This is a genomic window from Bacteroidales bacterium (assembly GCA_013141385.1).
Lineage (GTDB): Bacteria > Bacteroidota > Bacteroidia > Bacteroidales > Tenuifilaceae > UBA8529.
Map to the genome: position 1 here is coordinate 57,954 of JABFRB010000014.1, position 22,137 is coordinate 80,090.

Consider the following 22,137-nt stretch of genomic DNA (forward strand, 5'->3'; position numbering starts at 1 on the left):
ATTATTCAGTTTTTTGTTCGGAAGTGTTTTCGAAAATTGATTTTTCCTTTTTCAGAAATGCCGATGTTACCAATGAAAAAATTGTACCCATAAATGCAAATCCGATAACCGTTGTAATAGCCATAAAAATTGGTGATTGCATTTTTCCAACTATTTTCATTGCTGCCTCAATTTGATCCTCACTTAACCCAGATTTAACATACTCCTCCTCCATTGCCGACATCAATTTTGTCATATATTCTGGGTCAATAACAGTCGTAAGAAGTATTGTATAAATACCACTGATTATTGAAGCAAACACACAAATTAGCACACCAAATCCAAGAGCTTTTGAATAGGATATTTCTCCCCCTAGGTCTTCATCTCGGAATTTTTTTGTGCCATAAATAATGCCACCAATTATTAGTAAATAGTTTATTATACCCACCCAGAAAGGGGGTTTAATCATCCCTACTATATAAATAATTAAACCATATACTACTAATGCTATTCCAAGAATTAAGCCTGAATTCATTGCACTTTTAAGCATAGGATTATTTTTCGGTTCCATTGTGTTATACGTTTTAGGTTCTTAGCAAAGATATTAGAAATTATTAAAAATATTTGCTAATTACTATTGAACATTTTACAATCTTATTACCTTTGCGGCGGGTAAGTCTTATACGACCAGCTCCTGCTGAACCCCCCCAGGACCGGAAGGTAGCAAGGGTAAGTAGTTGTAGCGGTGCGATATAAGTAGCTTACCCACTTTTTTTAATAAAAAATTAAACATCAGCATTACTGATACCTACTTTAAAAGAAAAATATCCGCAATTTTTCAAAACAACTTTTCATTCTCCTTTTTTTCAAATTACTAAGATCTAACCTCAACTCTCTTTTTCGATAACAATTTATTGTTTTCTACTCGTTTTTAATTACAATTTTAAACTTTTATGATTAAGAACATCTAAAAAGTAATAGTTTATTATCCTTTTAACTCTAAATTTGTAAGATAATTATTGTAAAATATATTAATAAATAATCACCATGCAACAGCTAGATTGGAAAAACCTCCCCTTCGGTTATATAAAAACCGATTATAATATACGCTGTACTTTCAAAGATGGAAATTGGGGAAAACTTGAGATCTCCGATTCCGAGTATATTTCTGTGCACATGGCTGCATCAGGTTTGCATTACGGACAGGAGGCATTCGAAGGGATGAAAGCATACCGTGGGAAGGATAATAAGATTCGTCTTTTCAGATGGGAGGAGAATGCAAAACGCTTAAAACATTCAGCAAATGGTATCCTTATGGAACCTGTTCCTGTAGAAATATTCCATGAGGCAATTTTAAAAGTTGTCAAATTAAACGAAAAATTTGTTCCTCCCTATGGAACAGGTGCATCGCTTTATATACGTCCAATGCTTTTTGGCTCTGGCCCAGAGGTGGGTGTTAGACCAGCCAGTGAGTATATGTTTGTAGTATTCGTATCTCCTGTTGGTCCATACTTCAAGGAAGGTTTTAACCCAGTTAAAATTGCGATTATAAGGGATAGCGATCGTGCAGCACCCCTTGGAACTGGCACTTTCAAGGTTGGCGGAAATTATGCTGCAAGCTTAAGGGGTACTATTAAAGCCCATAAGGCTGGGTATAACTCACCTATGTATCTCGATACAAAGGAGAAGAACTATATTGATGAAATCGGGGCAGCCAACTTTTTTGGTATAAAAAACAATACATACATTACTCCAAAATCAGATTCGATCCTAGCTTCAATCACCAACATGAGCATAATACAGCTTGCAGAAGATTTGGGATTAAAAGTTGAACGACGACCAGTTGCAGTTGATGAACTTGAATCGTTTGAAGAAGTGGGAGCTTGCGGAACGGCTGCAATCATTTCACCTATAGGTGAAATTAACGACTTGGAAACAGGCAAAATTTACAGGTTTTGTAAAGACGGAAAACCCGGTCCTGTTTCTAAAAAACTTTACGAAACCCTTGTGGGCATCCAATACGGCGAAGTCGAAGACAAGTATGGTTGGACAACTTTTGTTGATTAACCTACCTTATGTAGATGTCTCCCAAAATTTGGAGGCATAAACCTTACCTAAAAGCCCATCATTAATTTGTTGGGCTTTTTAAAATCCATTACATTCGCAGATTTAAAAATTATATTATTAATTATAATCTAAAAACATATGAAGAAATTATCATTATTGATATTGTTAACCCTAACCGCTACTATCTGCATGAACGCTCAAAATGACAAGCAAAGTAAATTAGCAACACCTGACTATAGGTACAATTGGAATTTTACAGACATCTACCCAAGTTGGGATGCATGGGCAAAGGATATTGAAATTGTAAAACAAGAAATCCCAAAATATCTGGAATTTAAAGGAAAACTAGGAGAGAGTCCAGAGAAAATGTTGGAGTACTTTGAATTCACCGAAATGAGTTCCATAAAAATCAATAAACTTTATGTTTATGTATCGCTACAAAAGGATGTTGATGGGAAAAATCCAATTTATTCCTCTAAAGAACAAGAACTACAAACAGTTCTTATGCAAATTGGTATGAACAGTAACTGGGTATCACCAGAACTTGCATCAATACCTCCCGAGAAAGTTTACAAATGGATGGAAAATAGGCCTAAGTTAGCTGTCTATAAACATGATATAGAAAGTTTATACCGTTTACAAGCACATATTTTACCAGAAGCCACTCAAAATATAATTACCCAATATAGTAGCGCACTCGATGCTAGTTCAAAAATTTACAGTTCGCTTTCGATTGCTGATATTGAATTCCTCAAGGTTTTACTTTCAACAGGTGAAGAACTATTAGCATCTCCTGCAATGGCCTCCAAAGTTTATAATTCAAATCCTAATCAGGAGGATAGAAAGAAAATGGGAGACGCTACAAGAGTTCCTTACCTAAAAAACAAAAACACCTATGCTGATATATATTTAGGCATGCTTCAGGAAAGATGGGCATCTGCAAAGTTAAAAGGTTATAAATCTTGTCTTGATGCTGTTCTGGAATCGAACAATATCCCTAAAGATGTTTATCTAAATCTACTTCAAGTAGCAGAAGAGAATTCTCAACCACTACAAAAGTATTATGAACTCCGTAAAAAAGCCTTAAAACTTGATAAGTATTACATGACCGATAACTATATTGAACTTGTTGATTTCTCTAAATCATACAAATGGGAAGATGCGGTTGGAATTGTCAAGGAAGCTTTAATCCCCATGGGTAGTGATTACAATAAACTACTTGCAACAAGTTTTCAGGGTGGATGGATTGATGTTTACGAAAAACCAGGTAAACGAACTGGTGCCTATAACCTTACTGTATACGGAATTCATCCTTACTTACTAATGAACTGGGACGAAACGCGCGATAACGTTTTCACGCTTGCCCATGAGTTGGGTCATGCCATGCATGGATTATTAGCAACCAACAATCAACCAATGACATACTCAAGTGCAGCAACAGTGGTTGCTGAGGTAGCATCAACATTCAACGAGAAAATACTGCTCGATTATATGCTTGAAAAATCAAATGATCCAAAAGAAAAGATCACACTTTTAGTACAAGCAATCGATAATATTGTTGGAACCTTCTACCGTCAGGCTCAATTCGCTGATTTTGAGTACAAAACTCATGAAATGATTGAAAAAGATCAACCACTTAATACCGAGACCTTTGCCCAAATATATAATGATGCAGATCTTAAGTATAATGGAAATATGATTGAACGATCCATCGATGGTAAATATTCATGGCCAAGAATTTCACATTTCTATAACTACTCCTTCTATGTTTACAACTACGCCGTTTCTTTTTCCGCTTCTAGTAGCCTTTACGAGCAAATTGCAAAAACAAGTGACAAAAAATCTGCTCAGGCTGCACTTGATAGGTATCTTAACCTATTAAAATCTGGAAGCAATGACTATCCAGTAACTTTACTCCAAAAAGCGGGCGTAGATCTTACAACAAAAGAACCATTTTTGGCAGTTATTCACCAGATGGAAAAACTTGTAAATCAACTTGAAAAAGAATTAAAAGCAGCAGGAAAATTATAAGATTATTATTACTTATAGTTAAAGGGGAAGAGCGAATCTTCCCCTTTTTTATTTTATTTCATCACATCATTGTATAGGAATTAATTTTATACCTGATTCGTCAAATCTCCTATCTCTTAAGCAAATAAAACAACCAACACCATAATCTGTGTACTTGCGCATTTAAACTCTCAAAACAGCTTATTTGGGAAAGTAACAAAAAGCGATTATACTGCTGGTTATCAATCACAAAAATCGACAAATCGCTGATTTTAGATAATATTATCTAACAAAATCAGTTCTCTATCTTTAATTCCCAGCCACCCGGTTGCGTTATTTCAAATTCAAGTTTACGATCAAAAAGGACAGACTTCATTTGATTCCAACTTTTAAAATTTATTTTACATGTAAACGGAAAACCAATACCTCTAAACCCAATTGATACACCATTTGAAAACTCTGTACCTGAACTTGCAGACATACTAAAATCCTCTACCGACTGCGATACTCCATTCATCGTAATTTTAATGGTTATTGAATTTCCATCACCCGTTCTAACAAAACTTGCAGAATTGATATTTGTTTTCTGAATTATTCGGGGCAATATGGGTTTTGGGCCCACATATTTATCATTTTTCCAAATGCCATCTTGAATAATCTCCTTTCCATTTTCGATGAATGCATACGTCCCTTCACCATTCCTAACTCCCATTTCCCAACTACCATTATAAACTGCACCAGTTGACCAAATATATTTACCACGACCATTCGGGTAACCCTTCTTAAAAGAACCCTCATAACTATCAACTCCATTTGCCGTCCCCTTACCATGTGCAAGACCCTTTTTACATCCTCCATTATAAGCACCTTGTAGATTCTTAACCAACACTTTACAAGAATCTTGTGCTTTTAGTGAACTAATAGAAACAAATAGGATTAAGCCAATCGTTAAATAAAATGTTTTCATAACCTTTTAGATTTAATGTTAAATAATATTCAAAAGTAAGAAATATTACAAATATTTAAACTGACCATTAACTTATAATTTATATATTTGATTTTTAATCCCTTGGCTAAATAAATTACTGATATAGGCTTCTAAATTTGAGATAAAAAATATCATGAGAATGTATTCTGTAATATTTCTTTTAACACTAATACCTATCATCCTTTTCTCTCAAAATAATAGTTGCAAATTCCTATCACAAACTGAAAAAGAATTAAGCACCGCCAATATTTTAAAAAAAAAGAGGAAAAAAAATAATTTTCCCATAATTTACGATCTGACAACATTTAAAACATCTAATAATCAATCTGATACAATATCTGATATCGACAAAAATCTATATAAAACTGTTCTGATTGGAAGTCAATTATGGATGGCTGAAAACCTTAGAGTCACACATTATCAAGATGGTAGTGAAATAAAGTTAGTTTGTGATAATAAAACTTGGACCAACTTAAAAACTGGCTCATATTGTTGGTATAACAACGATAGCATTCATAAGAATTTGTATGGTGCTATTTACAATTTTTATGCAGTTTGTAATTCGCATAAACTTTGCCCAATGGGTTGGCATGTGCCTACTGATATAGAATGGACTATTTTAGTTGATTTTTTGGGTGGTAAAAACATTGCCGGTGGAAAACTCAAAGAGGTAGGTTTGTCAAACTGGAAATATCCAAATATCTGTGCAAATAATAGCACAGGATTCACTGCCCTTCCTGGAGGTTATAGAATTGGGAATAGTGGTAGTTTTTATGATTTCGGAAGCGTTGGCTTTTGGTGGAGTTCAACAGAATATAATTCAGAATATGCCTATCTTAGATATATTAACAACAATAATTCGAGCCTTAAGAAGAATTTTTATGTTAAAAAATTTGGATTTTCAGTCCGATGCATAAAAGATAATTGATCATCAAACAATAGTTTCATATAAACTATTAAACATACTCCCTCCTTCTAAACTCAGAACAAACTATTGAGGTAGCCATAGCTACATTTAACGATTCAACTGTACTACGATTGGTTGCAAAACTAGGGATGTGAATTCTATTAGTAATTAGTTTTTCAACATCAGAACTTATGCCATTACCTTCATTTCCCATAACAATAATTCCCTTTGAACTTAAAATCTCTGAATAAATACTACCTCCAGTCATAAAGGTTCCAAATATTGGGAAATTAACTTTTCCCTTTAAGTCTTCGAATATTTCTATTAGGTTACAATAAATAATTTTCACTCTTGAAATTGCACCCATACACGATTGAACTACTTTAGGTGAGTATGCATCCACAGTTTCATTTGAACAAAGAATAGTATCAATTCCAAACCAATCGGCTAAACGAATTATTGTGCCCAAATTTCCTGGATCCTGAACCCCATCAAGCGCAAGAGAAAGGGTATTTGAAAAATCTATTTCTACAATATTGTAATCAGGTGTACTTACTATTGCAAATACATTCGATGGAGAAGATAATCCGCTAATCTTTTTCATCTCATCAATGGTTATACCAAATTTATTCGGAAACGAAATTTCCAAATTAGGACTCCAATCGGGAGTGTAGTATAATGATTCAACTTTTAGTGTAGAGTTTAGAATATCCTCAACCAATCTTTCTCCTTCAGCAATGAATAATCCCTTTTCATTGCGGTATTTTTTGATCCGTAACGAATTTATGGACTTGATTGTGCTTTTGCTTAACATATTAAAGAATTAAAATAATATCGCTAAATTAAATAAACTTAGCTTTTTTAATGGATTATACGACATATTTTTATACCAGAATGGACTTTCATATGTTTTTTGTTTACGAATAGACTTCTATTTTACTTAAAACAACACATAAGATTGAAAACCTTTTTCTATCTTTCACATGCTTTTATTTCAAATTTTTTGATTTTAAAAATGGGACTTTGCTTTATAAAATTTAATCGAAAAAGACTTTTTAAAAGACCTCTTCCTGCATTAGCCCTATTCGTGATTCTTTTCTCCTCATGCAATATTACACGTAATGTACCTGAAGGAAAATATCTTTTAAATAAAACAACAATAAAAACAGAGTCTAAGGATGTCCCAGCAGGTGACTTAGAAGTTTACTTACGTCAGAAGCCTAATAAGCGAATAGTTGGCTTTCGCTTTCACCTCCGAGTTTATAATTCTGCAAATCCATATAAATATAAGGGGTTAAGCAAGTCTCTTAAAACCATTGGAGAGGAGCCTGTTATCTTAGACACCTTTCTTACTACCCAAGGACTAAAAAACATCAACTTATACTTACAAAGCAAAGGTTACTACCAATCTATTGTAAAAGATACAATAATTTTCAAAGGGAAAAAAGCCGATGTTATTTACTCAATAGATGCAAAAACCCCTTATATAATTGGAAGGATAAAGCATGTAATTGAAGATACAACTATTTATAAATTAATTCTTAAGGATTCACTTAATTCATTGGTTGGTAAAGGGAAAAGACTTGATATGGATCTATTACAAGAAGAGAGAAATAGAATCCAAAACTTTTTACAAAACTCTGGTTATTACTTTTTCACTAAAGATTACATCACCTTTACCGCAGATACATCTGTTGGAAATCATCAGGTTAACCTCCTTTTAAACATCAAAAACGGATTTAAATTTTCTGAAACAGGTGATAAAATAGCTCTGAAATTCTTGAAGTATAAAGTTAGTAAGGTGTTTTTATATCCTAATTATGATGCTCGTAAATTAATTTCCTTACAGAATACTAATTTAATTGATACTGTAATTTACAATGGTATTAATTTTATTTTCCCTTCTAATCCAGGGATTGATTTTAAAGTAGTGGATCAGCTTAACCGAATCAGACCTGGTGATTATTACTCCGACGAAATTGTAAAAAAAACACAAAACAATCTAAACTCGTTAAGACTCTTTAGAATGGTTAATATTTTTTTTAACGAGGTTATTGCTGACACTACAAAGAAAAACCAAGTAGATGATTTTTTGTTTTTTGCCGATACCATTAAAAAAAACCCAACACCATCCGGTCTATTGAATTGTTACATCCAGTTAACATCTCATACCCTTCAAAGTTATCAAGTTGAATTTGTTGGGACTAATACTTCAGGAGCCTTAGGAGCGGAAGGGAATTTAAATTATCAACATAAAAATCTTTTTAAAGGAGCAGAGATTTTTGATGTAAAATTGAGAGGATTAGTAGAGACAGTTCAAAAAACAAGTAATTTAACAAACTTTGATTTTAAATATTCCATTGAACTCGGGGGATCTGTGGGGCTAAGTACTCCAAAATTTCTAAGCCCCTTTGCAAATAAAGAGTTTGTTCAAAAGTATAGCCCCCGAACCCAAATAACTACATCCTATAATTTTCAGCGAAGACCCGATTATACCAGAACAATTGCGAGTTTACTCTTTGGTTACAACTGGAAGAATTTTAAGTATCTAACACATACAATCAACCCTATTGAACTAAGTGTGATCAATATTACTAATTTAAGTGACACTTTAAAAGAGCAAATTGCAGGGAAATTCCTTGAAAACAGCTATAAAAATCAGATTATTACTCTTTCAAGCTATAGCTTTACATATAATAACCAAAATCTTCAGAAGAGTTCGAGTTATACTTATCTTCGACTTAACTTAGAATCATCAGGAAATATCCTTTCGGCAATCTACTCAAAGTATGGAAATAAATCTAGTGATAGCACATATCACATTCTGAATACAAGTTTTTCCCAGTATTTGAGATCCGATATCAATATAACATATCATCAAGTTATAGATAATAATAACACATTTGTTTACAGGCTATTTGCAGGTGTTGGATATCCGTACGGAAACTCAAAAGCCCTACCCTTCGACAAAAAGTATTTTGCGGGTGGAGCAAATAGCATTCGAGCCTGGAGTGCCAGAAGTCTTGGACCCGGTTCAGTTAAAGCCTTAAGTTCTAGCTACTTTAACCAAACAGGCGATATAAAAATTGAAGCTAATATTGAGTATCGCTATAAAATATTTTGGCAATTGGAAGGTGCATTATTTCTTGATGCTGGCAATATTTGGGCATTTAAAGATGAAAATGATAAAGCCATTTTCAAACCAAAAGAATTTTATAATCAAATTGCGCTTGGAACTGGCACCGGATTTAGGGCTAATCTAGGCTTTCTAACCATAAGATTCGATTTTGGTTTACGGCTTTATGATCCTGCAATCCCTGATAATAACCCAAATATTCAAAGGTGGGTTTTTATGCGTAAGAACCGATTTACTAATCAGGATTGGGCGTTCAATTTTGGGATAGGTTATCCTTTCTAAATTCAATTTTTTAGAACTTTTAGTTATACATTAAAATAATTTTGTAGGTTTGTTTTGAGGATAAATTAAAAATTAAACATATGACTTACGATAAGATTGTTGAATTACTGGGAGACAAATCAAAATACTTGCTTGAACACAAATGCAACTCCATTGACAAACAGCATCTCCATCTCCCAGGATCTGATTTTTTAGACAGAGTGGTATCAAATTCAAACCGCTCAATTAGAACTATTTGCAGCCTTCAATCTATGTTTAATAATGGAAGGCTCGCTGGCAGTGGCTATCTATCAATACTTCCTGTGGATCAAGGAATTGAGCATTCGGCAGGTGCATCATTTGCACCAAATCCAATATACTTCGATCCTGAGAATATCGTTAAACTAGCTATAGAGGGGGGAGCGAATGCTGTTGCATCAACTTTTGGCGTACTTGCATCCGTATCTCGTAAGTACGCCCATAAAATACCTTTCATTGTTAAAATCAACCACAATGAACTTCTTTCCTTTCCAACCAAATATGATCAAATAATGTTTGGATCGGTTGAAGAGGCTTGGAATCTTGGTGCCGTTGCTGTTGGAGCCACTATTTATTTTGGTTCAGAAGAATCTACACGTCAAATTATTGAGATTGCTGAAGCATTTGAGCATGCACATAGACTTGGCATGGCAACTGTTTTATGGTGTTACCTTCGTAACAATGGATTTAAAAAGGATGGAATTGATTATCATACCGCATCTGATTTAACTGGTCAAGCAAACCATTTGGGTGTTACAATTCAGGCTGATATTATTAAGCAAAAATTACCAGAGAATAATGGTGGTTATAAAGCCATTAATTTTGGTAAAACTCATGAAAAGGTTTATACCCAACTAACCACTGATCACCCTATAGATTTAACCAGATACCAAGTAATTAACTGCTACAATGGTCGTTCGGGATTAATTAATTCGGGGGGTGCCTCTAGCGGTACAAGTGATTTAGTTGAAGCAGTTTCAACAGCAGTTATCAATAAAAGAGCTGGAGGTATGGGATTAATAAGTGGTCGTAAAGCCTTTCAACGCCCAATGAATGATGGCATTAAAATATTAAATGCCATTCAGGATGTTTATCTTTGCAAAGAGATAGAAATCGCATAGAAAATTAAAAACAAGACTGGGTAATACTAGTCTTGTTTCAATTATTATTTCTGCAACTTAGACTAATTATTGATCCAATTAAAAATCATACCAAAGCAAATCTTATTTTATTGAAAATTCATTCAGAAATGTCCCCTAAATCATCAGGAATAAAAGATTACCTAACATTTTCAAAAGGAGAGAGGAATGGAATAATTATTCTAATAATTCTTATTCTCATTTTACTATTTGCGCCCATATTTTATAAATCCTTTGTAAATCCAATCCCCAGTAAAAATCAGAAATTTTACACTCAGGTTGATAGTTTCTTTTTAACGCTAAAAGCAAAACCAGAAGATGTTGCTAAAACGGTTACCTATCCCATCGAAAACGAAGAAATTAAAACTAATACATCCCATGGTTATTTTTCATTTGATCCAAACACAGTAACTATTGATGAAATGATTCAATTAGGTTTATCCCTAAAACAAGTAAAGGTAATTGAGAAATACAGAATTAAAGGTGGAAATTTTCATACCCCAGAAGATTTTTCAAAGATATATGTGATAGACTCATCAACTTTTAAAAAGTTGAAACCTTGGATAACAATCAACAAATTTCCACTTGAATTACAACCAAAAATCAAGAATGATTCCTTACATAAGAGCGAAAAGACACCTATAATTGTTGAATTAAACTCTGCTGACACTATTGAATTAGGTAAAATAAAGGGTGTTGGAAAAGTTTTTGCAAGAAGAATAATTGCCTACCGAAATCTATTGGGAGGGTACGTAAACTTTCACCAACTCAAAGAGGTTTATGGAATTAAACCTGAGTTAGTTATTTCAGTATCTTCACAAATCATTGTTGATTCAACTAAAATAAAATTAATTAACCTTAACCTTATATCGTTTGAAGATCTTAAAAAACATCCATATATATCAGAATATCAAGCAAAGGCGATCATCTATTATAGAAGTAAAGTGGGTAATATTAAAAAAGTCTGCGAACTATTAGAAAATAAAATATTATCTCCTGAAAAGTATAGAAATATCAGAAGTTACTTAACAACCTATTAAAAGAACTTTATTTTTTTACTTATTTATCTATTGAAAAGCCAACAAAATCCGTTAATCAAACCGAATGTAAAAAAAAATGCTAATTACTTTTGATTTATATTTGATAAAGTGTAATTTTGCGGCTCATAAATTCAAACAATATGATCGTAGTACCTATAAAAGAAGGCGAAAACATTGAAAGAGCGCTAAAGAAGTTTAAGAGAAAATTCGAGAAAACTGGAATTATGAAGGAACTTCGCTCACGTCAAGCATTTACAAAACCCTCAATTAATAAAAGGGAATCTGTAAAGAAGGCCATTTATATTCAGAAAATCCAGCAAAAAGAAGAATAATATTCATCTTTTTTGGATGCAACTCTCAGGCATTTTTGCCTGATTTTTTTTGGTCTTTTCAAGGCAAAATCATTATATTGCATTCAAAGATTATGCTGGCTTCTTTCTTAAAATATCTAAAAGTCGAAAAAGGTTTTTCTGCTCATACCGTTAGGTCATATGGTGACGATGTGAAGCAATTCTTGTTGTATTGTGGTTTAGATCCTGAAAAGAATCATCCTTGGAAACTTACCCATAGGCAAGTTCGGCATTGGCTATCTTCAATTATCTCAAAGGATATTAGCCCGCGTTCAGCAAATCGAAAACTATCATCACTAAGAGCATTCTATCGCTATCTGCTTCGCGAGGGTGTTGTGAAAACCAACCCCCTTACTCGTATAACGCCTCCTAAATCAGGGAAACGTTTGCCCTCATTTGTGGGTGAAAGTGAAATGAATTTACTTTTAGATCCCGAGCATTTCAACGATGATTTCATCGGGTTCAGAGACAGGCTAGTGCTTGGGATGATCTATTATACCGGTATACGATTATCAGAGGTTGTTGGTATGACAATCGACAAAATTGATTTTTCATCCCAATCAATAAAAGTAATCGGCAAGGGCAATAAAGAAAGAGTATTACCAATACATCCTGAACTAAAAAAATTAATTTCTCAATATTTATCCTTTAGAGATGAAATTAAATTAAACAAGGTTGAAAAATCTTTGTTTTTAACAGAAAAGGGCAAACCAATTTATCCAAAACTAGTATACAGAATTGTAAAAGCGAATTTATCTAAAGTAACAACACTCGAAAAAAAAAGCCCACACGTTCTTCGACATACTTTTGCAACTCACCTATTAAATAACGGCGCTGAATTGAATGCAATAAAAGAACTTCTTGGACATGCCAATTTAAGCGCAACACAAATCTATACTCATAGTTCTTTTGAAAAATTAAAGAAGGTATATAAACAAGCTCATCCACGAGCTTAAATTGATAAAGGAGGATTAAATATGAATGTAAAAATCCAATCGATCAAGTTCAATGCTGATAAGAAGCTGATCGACTTCATTAACCAAAAAGTTAATAAGCTTGAACGGTATTTTGATAACATTATTGACGCTGATGTATATCTACGAGCTGAAAATCCACAAGAGATAACAAATAAAATTGTGGAAATTAGGTTGAATGTTCCAGGAGCAGATCTGTTTGCTCATAAACAATGTACAACTTTTGAAGAAGCCATTGATGAATGCGTTGGGGCTCTAAAAATTCAAATTAAAAAGCATAAAGAGAAATTAAAGAAGTAACAACCTTAATTAACTGCAATATTACTAACAGTTTACCAAGCCTTTTTTCCTAGCATTGTTTTTTATAAAGACTCATTGAAAACTAGGAAAAAGGGCTTAATAATTTTATAAGAAAAAAAATATTGAATTTATTTTGCGTATAAATAAAATATATATACATTTGCCCTCCGATTTTGAGGGGTATATATGTCCTGAAAAGTTGAAGTTCTCTATAGATTGCCGATGTAGCTCAGTTGGCCAGAGCAGCTGATTTGTAATCAGCTGGTCGGGGGTTCGAATCCCTCCATCGGCTCTTGTTTTTTTTAAATTTCTTGTTGGGGAGATACCTAAGTGGCCAACAGGGGCAGACTGTAAATCTGCTGGCGTACGCCTTCGTAGGTTCGAATCCTGCTCTCCCCACAATTGGTTGTGTTTTGTTCGTTGAAATCTGCCTTTTGGCAAATAAAGTTGAAAGTAGAAATTGATTGCAAACTTGAATTGTTGTCTGTTAACTACCAACAGCTATAAACACTAAACTATCAACCGTTAAAGCGGGAGTAGCTCAGTCGGTAGAGCATCAGCCTTCCAAGCTGAGGGTCGCGGGTTCGAGTCTCGTCTCCCGCTCTAACTATAAGCCGATGTAGCTCAGTGGTAGAGCACTTCCTTGGTAAGGAAGGGGTCATGAGTTCAAATCTCATCATTGGCTCAAAACAATAAATGACGAATATCAAATTTTAAAAATTCTAATTGTAAATTAATATCTGGAGTTATGGCAAAAGAAAAATTTGATAGGTCGAAACCACACGTTAACGTCGGAACCATTGGTCACGTAGATCATGGTAAGACCACTCTTACTGCAGCTATTACTAAAATTCTTGCAGAGAAAGGACTTTCCGAGTATCGTTCATTCGATTCTATCGACAATGCTCCTGAAGAGAAGGAGAGAGGTATTACCATTAATACTGCACACGTTGAATATTCAACTGCAAATCGTCACTATGCTCACGTTGACTGTCCAGGTCACGCTGACTATGTAAAGAATATGGTTACTGGTGCTGCTCAGATGGACGGCGCAATTATCGTTGTTGCTGCTACTGATGGTCCTATGCCACAAACTCGTGAACACATTCTACTTGCACGTCAGGTAAACGTTCCACGCATCGTTGTTTTTCTTAACAAATGCGATATGGTTGACGATCCTGAGATGCTTGAACTTGTTGAAATGGAAGTTCGCGAACTTTTAACTTTTTATAAATTCGATGGCGATAACGCTCCTGTTATTCGTGGTTCTGCACTTGGTGCTCTTAACGGGGAACAAGTATGGGTTGATAAAGTAATGGAGTTGATGGATGCTGTTGATACTTGGATTCCAATTCCTCCTCGTGAAAATGAAAAACCATTCCTAATGCCAGTTGAGGACGTATTCTCAATTACTGGTCGTGGAACAGTTGCTACTGGTAGAATTGAGACTGGCGTTATTTTAACTAGTGAAGAAATTGAAATTGTAGGTTTAGGTGCTGAGAAAAGAAAATCTGTTGTTACTGGCGTTGAAATGTTTCGTAAGATTCTTGATAGAGGTGAAGCTGGTGATAACGTTGGTCTTTTACTTCGTGGTATTGATAAGAATGAAATTAAACGTGGCCAAGTTCTTGCTAAACCAGGTTCAATCACTCCTCATACCAAATTTAAAGCTGAGGTTTACGTTTTGAAAAAAGAAGAAGGTGGACGTCACACTCCTTTCCACAACAACTATCGTCCTCAGTTTTACTTACGTACTCTTGATATTACTGGAGAAATTCAACTTCCAGAAGGTGTTGAAATGGTAATGCCTGGCGATAATGTTACTATTACTGTTAACCTTATTTATTCAGTAGCCCTAAATCAAGGCTTACGTTTCGCTATTCGTGAAGGTGGACGTACTGTTGGAGCAGGTCAGGTTATTCAGATTCTTGAGTAATATTACTTATAAAATAAGATTGATCCCATAAGGGATCAATCTTTGTACACGGGTGTAGCTCAATTTGGCAGAGTAGCGGTCTCCAAAACCGCGGGCTGGGAGTTCGAGTCTCTCCACCCGTGCAAATAATATCCACACATGAAAATAGTAGAATATTTAAACGAAACGTATACTGAACTTGTTCATAAGGTTTCGTGGCCAACGTGGAAAGATCTTCAATCGAGCGCATTAATAGCAATGATTGCTTCCCTATTAATCGCAGTGGTTGTTTTCTCAATGGACATTACCTTTGAGAATTTGATGCAATTCATTTACAGATTGCTTTACTAAATCCTTTAGGAATAAACTACAATGGAAGAGAATGTAAAGAAATGGTATGTTCTTCGAGCCATTGGTGGGAAAGAAAAGAAGGTAAAGGAGTATGTTGAAAACGAAATCAACCGTTTAAAACTAAACGACTTTATTACACAAGTTCTTATTCCTACTGAAAAGGTTTACCAAATTCGAAACGGTAAAAAGATCAGCAAGGAAAGAATATTCTATCCCGGTTATGTTCTGATCGAAGCAAATCTGGTAGGTGAAATACCTCATATTCTTAAAGATATTCCTCATGTTATTGGCTTTTTAGGCGATCCTAAAACGAACGATCCTATCCCATTGCGTACCTCGGAAGTTAATCGTATCCTAGGTAAAGTTGATGAATTAGCTGGTAGTGAGGAAGAACTTAATGTTCCATTCTATGTCGGTGAAACGGTAAAAGTTATTGATGGTCCTTTTAACTCATTTTCCGGAGTAATCGAAGAAGTGAACGAGGAAAAGAAGAAGCTGAAGGTTATGGTGAAAATCTTCGGCAGAAAAACTCCTTTGGAGTTAAGTTTTATGCAAGTAGAAAAGGAATAAAAACTTAAGAGCTAAAGCATTATGGCTAAGGAAGTTACTGGATTTATAAAACTCCAGATCAAGGGTGGTGCGGCTAATCCATCGCCACCTGTAGGTCCCGCTCTCGGCTCAAAAGGGGTGAACATCATGGAGTTCTGCAAACAATTCAATGCAAGAACTCAAACATCAGCTGGAAAAGTATTGCCAGTTGTTATAACCGTGTATGGCGATAAATCATTTGATTTTATTGTTAAAACCCCACCGGTAGCCGTTCAACTGTTAGAAGTATCGAAACAGAAGTCTGGTTCCGCAGAGCCTAATCGTATCAAAATTGCCACTGTTACCTGGGATCAGGTACAGGAAATCGCAAAGGATAAAATGCCCGATCTGAACTGCTTCACTTTGGAGTCAGCGATGAAAATGGTGGCAGGAACTGCCCGCAGTATGGGTATAACTGTAACCGGTAATAATCCGGGTAATTAACCTCTAACCTCTATTGCGCAATGACTAAACTGACTAAGAACAGGAAGCTTGCTCTGTCAAAATTAGAAGCCGATAAGCAGTACCGGCTTGCTGAAGCAGCTACCCTTTTGAAGGATATTACAACTACAAAGTTTGACGCTTCGGTTGACTTAGACATACGTCTTGGTGTTGACCCTCGAAAAGCGAACCAAATGGTACGCGGTGTTGTTACCCTACCTCACGGTACAGGTAAAGTTACACGCGTATTAGTGTTGTGTACCCCTGATAAAGAAGAAGCTGCTCGTCAAGCAGGTGCAGATTATGTTGGACTAGATGATTTTATCGAAAAGATAAAAGGTGGTTGGACAGATGTTGATGTTATCATCACTATGCCAACCGTAATGGCTAAAGTGGGTGCACTTGGCCGTGTTCTAGGACCACGTGGTCTGATGCCAAACCCCAAAAGTGGTACAGTTACCATGGATGTGGATAAGGCTGTAAAAGAGGTAAAACAGGGTAAGATTGACTTCAAGGTTGATAAGTTTGGGATTATCCACTCATCAATCGGGAAGGTTTCATTCGCACCGGAACAATTAGTCGATAACGCTCAGGAGTTTATTAATACAATTATTAAACTCAAGCCATCGTCAGCTAAAGGAACTTACGTTAAAAGCGTATATATTTCAAGCACGATGAGCCCTGGACTACAAGTCGATCCTAAATCAGTCTCCGAGACGAACTAATAACCTTATTACAGACCCAATAGCACTATGAGAAGGGAAGATAAAAATTTATTAATCGATAAGTTAACCGAGCAGATAAATCAATACCCACATTTTTATCTTGCAGACATTTCCGAATTGAATGCTGAAGTAACTAGCAAACTACGTAGGAAATGTTTCGAAAAACAGATAGAATTGGTAGTGGTAAAAAACACCCTCTTTATTAAGGCGTTGGAGCGTAGTGGAAAATCAGATTTCACACAGCTCTACGACTCAATTAAAGGGTCTACATCTGTAATGTTTACCGAAACAGGTAACGTTCCGGCAAAACTTATCAAGGAATTCCGTAAGAAGAATCCTAAACCCTTACTGAAGGCCGCTTTTGTAGAAGAATCAATATATGTAGGTGAGAATCAACTAGACACACTCGTTAGCCTTAAGAGCAAGAATGAACTTGTTGCTGACGTTATCGCTCTGTTGCAATCACCCGCTAAAAACGTTGTTTCTGGATTACAATCCGGTCGTAACATTCTTGCAGGTGTTGTTAAAACACTATCAGAAAGAGAACAATAGTTATAGTTTGGAATTAATTTAAACTCAAAGTAAAAATGGCAGATCTTAAGAAATTTGCAGAAGATTTAGTTAACCTATCCGTGAAGGAAGTTAATGAGCTTGCTAAGATTCTGAAAGACGAATATGGCATTGAGCCTGCAGCTGCGGCTGTTGCTGTTGCTGCACCTGCTGCAAGCGAAGCAGCTGTTGTTGAAAAAAACACATTTGATGTGATTTTAAAATCAGCAGGTGGCACAAAATTACAAGTTGTAAAACTTGTTAAAGAGCTCACCGGTCTTGGTTTAAAAGAAGCTAAAGACTTAGTTGACGCTGCTCCAAAAGCTGTAAAAGAAGGCGTTTCTAAAGAAGAAGCACAATCTCTCAAAACACAACTCGAAGAGGCAGGAGCAGAAGTTGAACTTAAATAGCGAAAGCCTGATATTAGGTATTTAGAGGTTTAGAATCTATTAAAATAGATTCTAAGCCTTTTTATTGTTATATTTATCGGTTCAACTAATTCGATCACAAATGTTTCCAGACAATAAAAGAATTTGCTTCGCTAAAACCGAAACACCTATTAGGTATCCCGACTTTCTCGAGATACAGTTAAAATCCTTTGAGGAATTCTTCCAACTTGGAACGTCCCCAGAAGATCGTAAGAGAGAAGGTTTGTTCAAGGTTTTTGGCGAAAATTTCCCGATTACAGATACCCGTAACAACTTTGTACTCGAGTTTCTCGATTACTATATTGACCCCCCTCGATATGCTATTGAGGAGTGTCTTGAGCGCGGCCTAACTTTTAGTGTTCCACTAAAGGCTAAGTTAAAACTCTATTGTACCGATCCCGAACACGAAGATTTTGATACCGTTGTTCAGGATGTTTATTTGGGGACTATTCCCTACATGACCCCAAGGGGAACATTCGTTATTAACGGTGCTGAGCGTGTAGTTGTATCTCAGCTTCACCGTTCACCAGGTGTTTTCTTCGGTCAAAGCGTACACGCTAATGGGACAAAACTCTATTCCGCACGTATTATCCCATTTAAGGGTTCGTGGATTGAGTTTGCCACCGATATAAACAACGTGATGTATGCCTATATCGATCGTAAAAAGAAACTACCTGTAACCACTCTTCTTAGAGCAATTGGTTACGAAAGTGATAAGAATATTCTTGAGATTTTCAACCTAGCTGACGAGATCAAGGTCTCGAAAGCCAACCTTAAAAAGGTTGTAGGTCAAAGACTTGCTGCAAGAGTTCTTAAAACTTGGGTTGAGGATTTTGTTGATGAGGATACTGGAGAAGTTGTATCCATTGAACGTAATGAAATTATCCTTGACCGTGAGACTATTCTAGAAAATGATCATATTGATGATATCGTTGATTCTGGAACTAAGTCTATCCTATTACACAAAGAAAATCAGAGCATTTCGGATTACGCCATTATCTATAATACGCTTCAAAAGGACCCATGTAACTCTGAAAAAGAAGCTGTTATTCATATTTATCGCCAGTTACGCAACTCAGAACCACCCGACGAAGCTACCGCTCGCGATGTTATTGATAAACTATTTTTCTCCGATAAACGTTATGACTTAGGTGAAGTTGGACGTTATCGTATCAATAAAAAGCTTAACCTTTCCACAGGAAAGGAAGTTAAAGTTCTTACCAGAGAGGATATTATTGAAATTATTAAGTATTTGATCGAGCTTATTAATTCAAAAGCTGATGTTGACGATATTGACCACTTAAGTAACCGCCGTGTTCGCACTGTTGGAGAGCAACTTGCTGGTCAATTTAGCGTTGGCTTAGCACGTATGGCAAGAACAATCCGTGAGAGGATGAACGTTCGCGACAATGAGGTATTTACACCCATAGACCTTATCAACTCGAAAACCCTTTCATCGGTAATTAACTCTTTCTTTGGCACCAACCAGCTTTCACAGTTCATGGATCAAACCAATCCTTTGGCTGAAATGACTCACAAACGTCGTTTATCAGCATTAGGACCTGGTGGTCTATCACGTGAACGTGCGGGTTTTGAAGTTCGTGACGTACACTATACGCACTATGGACGTTTATGTCCAATAGAAACACCTGAAGGACCAAATATTGGTCTAATCTCTTCACTTTGTATTTATGCTAAAATTAATCAGTTAGGTTTTATTGAAACCCCATACCGTCAGGTTGAAAATGGCAAGGTTGGCTTAACAAAAGATGATGTAATATATTTAAGTGCAGAGGAAGAAGAAGCAAAAATTATTGCTCAGGCAAATGCAACTCTTGACGAGCAAGGTAATTTTACAAATCCAAGAATCAAATCTCGTTACGAAGGTGACTTCCCTCTTGCAGAGAAAGAGAATATTGACCTGATGGATATTGCTCCTAACCAAATTGCCTCAATTGCTGCATCTCTTATTCCATTCCTTGAGCACGATGATGCAAACCGTGCACTTATGGGTTCGAACATGATGCGTCAAGCAGTACCATTGTTACAACCTGAAGATCCAATTGTTGGAACAGGACTTGAAGGTCCAGTTATTAGCGATAGCCGTGTTCAAGTTGTTGCTGAAGAGGATGGTATTGTTGAGTATGTTGATGCTGAGGAAATTGTAGTTCGATATAACAGAACAGAGGAAGAACGTTTTGTAAGTTTCAACCCTGAAATTAAACGCTATAAACTTCCTAAATTCAAGAAGACCAACCAAAGTACCTGTATTAACCTTAAACCAATGGTTGAAAAAGGACAAGAGGTTAAAAAGGGGCAAATTCTTACAGAAGGTTATGCAACTAAAAAAGGTGAACTTGCTCTTGGTCGCAACCTAAAGGTGGCGTTCATGCCTTGGAAAGGATACAACTTTGAGGATGCTATCGTAGTTAGTGAGCGCCTAGTTCGTGATGATATATTTACATCAATTCATATCGACGAGTATATTCTTGAAGTAAGAGATACCAAAAGAGGTTTAGAAGAGTTAACTGCTGATATACCTAACGTTTCGGAAGAGGCAACAAAGGATCTTGACGAAAACGGTATGATTCGTATCGGTGCAAATGTTACCCCAGGTGATATTCTTATTGGTAAGATTACTCCAAAAGGCGAGTCAGATCCAACTCCAGAAGAAAAACTTCTAAGAGCTATCTTTGGAGATAAGGCAGGAGATGTAAAAGATGCATCGCTTAAAGCATCACCATCGTTATTTGGTGTTGTAATTGATAAGATGCTTTTTTCACGCTCAATTAAAGATCCCAAGAAAGGTAAAGCCACTGAAAAAACCCTTCTCACTAAAATTGATGAAGAGTTCGAAAATATCGCAAAAGATTTATTTGAGAGGTTAGTCGATAAACTATTCTTTATTGTGAATGGTAAGACATCTCAAGGAGTTTACGATAATTTCGATGCCGAGATTATTCCTCGTGGTGTTAAGTTTACCCATAAGATGTTGGTTGACATTGATTACATGAATGTTAATCCCAACAAGTGGACTACCGATAAGAAGAAAAACGATACAATTAGAGCGGTCATCCATAATTACATACTCAAGTGGAAAGAGTATGATGCTGAATATAAACGTAAGAAGTTCAATATCACCATTGGTGATGAACTACCTGCAGGTATTGTTCAGCTTGCCAAAGTCTATATCGCTAAAAAGAGAAAAGTTAAAGTTGGTGATAAGATGGCTGGTCGTCACGGTAACAAAGGTATTGTTGCTAAGATTGTTCGCGATGAAGATATGCCATACTTAGCGGATGGTACAACTGTAGATATCGTGCTCAACCCACTTGGTGTACCTTCACGTATGAACCTTGGACAGATCTACGAAACAGTTCTAGGATGGGCTGGAAAAGAGTTAGGTGTTAAATTTAGCACTCATATCTTTGACGGAGCATCTCTTGATGATATTTGCGAGTATACTGATAAAGCAGGTATTCCAAGATTTGGGAAAACCTATCTATATGATGGTGGAACTGGAGAACGATTTGATCAACCTGCAACCGTTGGCATGATTTACATGCTAAAACTGGGTCACATGGTTGACGATAAGATGCATGCTCGTTCAATTGGTCCTTACTCACTAATTACCCAGCAGCCACTTGGCGGTAAGGCTCAATTTGGTGGTCAACGTTTTGGTGAGATGGAGGTATGGGCACTTGAAGCATTTGGTGCATCACATATCCTACAAGAAATCCTAACAATTAAGTCCGATGACGTAGTTGGCCGTGCTAAAGCTTACGAATCTATAGTTAAGGGAGAAGCTATGCCTCAACCCGGTATACCCGAGTCGTTGAATGTGCTCCTACACGAACTACGTGGACTTGGATTAAGCGTTAACCTTGAATAGTAGCATGTTTTGCTGAACATTTTGCCATTGTTTAAATGGCTTTAACTGCAAAACTTAA

20 protein-coding genes, 5 tRNA genes and 1 other RNA gene are annotated in these 22,137 nt (G+C 35.8%); 23 read left to right on the forward strand and 3 right to left on the reverse strand.

Translation table 11 applies throughout. The features are described from left to right. Window position 1: 1 nt before the first annotated feature. Complete coding sequence (locus HOO91_06880) at window positions 2-550, reverse strand: DUF4199 domain-containing protein (protein NOU17268.1); 549 nt, start codon at window positions 548-550, stop codon at window positions 2-4. Between the two features lie 99 nt (window positions 551-649). On the opposite strand from HOO91_06880, the gene ffs reads away from it, so the two are divergent. The 3 genes from ffs to pepF all read left to right on the forward strand — a co-directional run bounded on the left by ffs (window position 650) and on the right by pepF (window position 4,077). After that, window positions 650-749, forward strand: an RNA gene (gene ffs / locus HOO91_06885) — signal recognition particle sRNA small type. A 277-nt stretch (window positions 750-1,026) separates the two neighbouring features. After that, window positions 1,027-2,046: a branched-chain amino acid aminotransferase gene (locus HOO91_06890; protein NOU17269.1), complete on the forward strand. Its 1,020-nt coding sequence runs from the start codon at window positions 1,027-1,029 to the stop codon at window positions 2,044-2,046. 138 nt (window positions 2,047-2,184) lie between these two features. Beyond that, on the forward strand, window positions 2,185-4,077 hold the full coding sequence (gene pepF, locus HOO91_06895) for an oligoendopeptidase F (GenBank protein NOU17270.1): 1,893 nt from the start codon (window positions 2,185-2,187) through the stop codon (window positions 4,075-4,077). A 274-nt stretch (window positions 4,078-4,351) separates the two neighbouring features. Here pepF and HOO91_06900 read toward each other — a convergent pair whose 3' ends face one another. Further along, complete coding sequence (locus tag HOO91_06900; GenBank protein NOU17271.1) at window positions 4,352-5,023, reverse strand: hypothetical protein; 672 nt, start codon at window positions 5,021-5,023, stop codon at window positions 4,352-4,354. 160 nt (window positions 5,024-5,183) lie between these two features. On the opposite strand from HOO91_06900, the gene HOO91_06905 reads away from it, so the two are divergent. After that, window positions 5,184-5,972 (forward strand): hypothetical protein, encoded by a 789-nt coding sequence (locus HOO91_06905; GenBank protein ID NOU17272.1) that lies wholly within the window; start codon window positions 5,184-5,186, stop codon window positions 5,970-5,972. A gap of 28 nt (window positions 5,973-6,000) precedes the next feature. Here HOO91_06905 and HOO91_06910 read toward each other — a convergent pair whose 3' ends face one another. Then, window positions 6,001-6,765, reverse strand: coding sequence for an RNA methyltransferase (locus HOO91_06910; GenBank protein NOU17273.1), 765 nt, complete (start codon window positions 6,763-6,765; stop codon window positions 6,001-6,003). A 201-nt stretch (window positions 6,766-6,966) separates the two neighbouring features. Between HOO91_06910 and HOO91_06915 the strand changes: the two genes are divergently transcribed. The 19 genes from HOO91_06915 (at window position 6,967) to rpoB (ending at window position 22,079) form a co-directional block, all read left to right on the forward strand. Continuing rightward, window positions 6,967-9,369 (forward strand): BamA/TamA family outer membrane protein, encoded by a 2,403-nt coding sequence (locus HOO91_06915; GenBank protein ID NOU17274.1) that lies wholly within the window; start codon window positions 6,967-6,969, stop codon window positions 9,367-9,369. Window positions 9,370-9,449: 80 nt separating this feature from the next. Beyond that, on the forward strand, window positions 9,450-10,508 hold the full coding sequence (locus HOO91_06920; protein NOU17275.1) for a class I fructose-bisphosphate aldolase: 1,059 nt from the start codon (window positions 9,450-9,452) through the stop codon (window positions 10,506-10,508). 128 nt (window positions 10,509-10,636) lie between these two features. After that, window positions 10,637-11,566 carry a helix-hairpin-helix domain-containing protein gene (locus HOO91_06925; GenBank protein NOU17276.1) on the forward strand — a complete coding sequence of 310 codons (930 nt, stop codon included), beginning with the start codon at window positions 10,637-10,639 and terminating at the stop codon, window positions 11,564-11,566. Window positions 11,567-11,706: 140 nt separating this feature from the next. Then, window positions 11,707-11,898: a 30S ribosomal protein S21 gene (locus HOO91_06930; protein ID NOU17277.1), complete on the forward strand. Its 192-nt coding sequence runs from the start codon at window positions 11,707-11,709 to the stop codon at window positions 11,896-11,898. Between the two features lie 89 nt (window positions 11,899-11,987). After that, entirely contained in the window at window positions 11,988-12,872 is an 885-nt protein-coding gene (locus HOO91_06935) for a tyrosine recombinase XerC (GenBank protein NOU17278.1), read from the forward strand. 21 nt (window positions 12,873-12,893) lie between these two features. Continuing rightward, window positions 12,894-13,190, forward strand: coding sequence for a ribosome-associated translation inhibitor RaiA (gene raiA, locus HOO91_06940; GenBank protein NOU17279.1), 297 nt, complete (start codon window positions 12,894-12,896; stop codon window positions 13,188-13,190). A gap of 218 nt (window positions 13,191-13,408) precedes the next feature. Further along, a tRNA-Thr gene (locus HOO91_06945) sits at window positions 13,409-13,482 on the forward strand. Window positions 13,483-13,506: 24 nt separating this feature from the next. Next, window positions 13,507-13,589, forward strand: a tRNA-Tyr gene (locus tag HOO91_06950). Window positions 13,590-13,720: 131 nt separating this feature from the next. Continuing rightward, window positions 13,721-13,793, forward strand: a tRNA-Gly gene (locus HOO91_06955). Window positions 13,794-13,803: 10 nt separating this feature from the next. After that, window positions 13,804-13,875: transfer RNA gene (locus tag HOO91_06960), tRNA-Thr, on the forward strand. 63 nt (window positions 13,876-13,938) lie between these two features. Next, on the forward strand, window positions 13,939-15,126 hold the full coding sequence (gene tuf / locus HOO91_06965) for an elongation factor Tu (protein NOU17280.1): 1,188 nt from the start codon (window positions 13,939-13,941) through the stop codon (window positions 15,124-15,126). Between the two features lie 48 nt (window positions 15,127-15,174). Continuing rightward, window positions 15,175-15,248, forward strand: a tRNA-Trp gene (locus HOO91_06970). 16 nt (window positions 15,249-15,264) lie between these two features. Then, entirely contained in the window at window positions 15,265-15,456 is a 192-nt protein-coding gene (gene secE / locus HOO91_06975) for a preprotein translocase subunit SecE (protein ID NOU17281.1), read from the forward strand. A 21-nt stretch (window positions 15,457-15,477) separates the two neighbouring features. Then, complete coding sequence (gene nusG / locus HOO91_06980) at window positions 15,478-16,026, forward strand: transcription termination/antitermination factor NusG (GenBank protein ID NOU17282.1); 549 nt, start codon at window positions 15,478-15,480, stop codon at window positions 16,024-16,026. Between the two features lie 21 nt (window positions 16,027-16,047). Next, window positions 16,048-16,488: a 50S ribosomal protein L11 gene (rplK, locus tag HOO91_06985; GenBank protein ID NOU17283.1), complete on the forward strand. Its 441-nt coding sequence runs from the start codon at window positions 16,048-16,050 to the stop codon at window positions 16,486-16,488. 20 nt (window positions 16,489-16,508) lie between these two features. After that, window positions 16,509-17,210 (forward strand): 50S ribosomal protein L1, encoded by a 702-nt coding sequence (locus HOO91_06990; GenBank protein NOU17284.1) that lies wholly within the window; start codon window positions 16,509-16,511, stop codon window positions 17,208-17,210. A 27-nt stretch (window positions 17,211-17,237) separates the two neighbouring features. Further along, the gene (locus HOO91_06995) at window positions 17,238-17,762 is read left to right on the forward strand and encodes a 50S ribosomal protein L10 (GenBank protein NOU17285.1); all 525 of its coding nucleotides are present in this window, start codon (window positions 17,238-17,240) and stop codon (window positions 17,760-17,762) included. 35 nt (window positions 17,763-17,797) lie between these two features. Continuing rightward, a complete protein-coding gene (gene rplL, locus HOO91_07000; GenBank protein ID NOU17286.1) occupies window positions 17,798-18,169 on the forward strand; it encodes a 50S ribosomal protein L7/L12 in 372 nt (123 codons plus the stop codon). A 100-nt stretch (window positions 18,170-18,269) separates the two neighbouring features. Further along, a complete protein-coding gene (gene rpoB / locus HOO91_07005) occupies window positions 18,270-22,079 on the forward strand; it encodes a DNA-directed RNA polymerase subunit beta (protein NOU17287.1) in 3,810 nt (1,269 codons plus the stop codon). Window positions 22,080-22,137 lie beyond the last annotated feature (58 nt).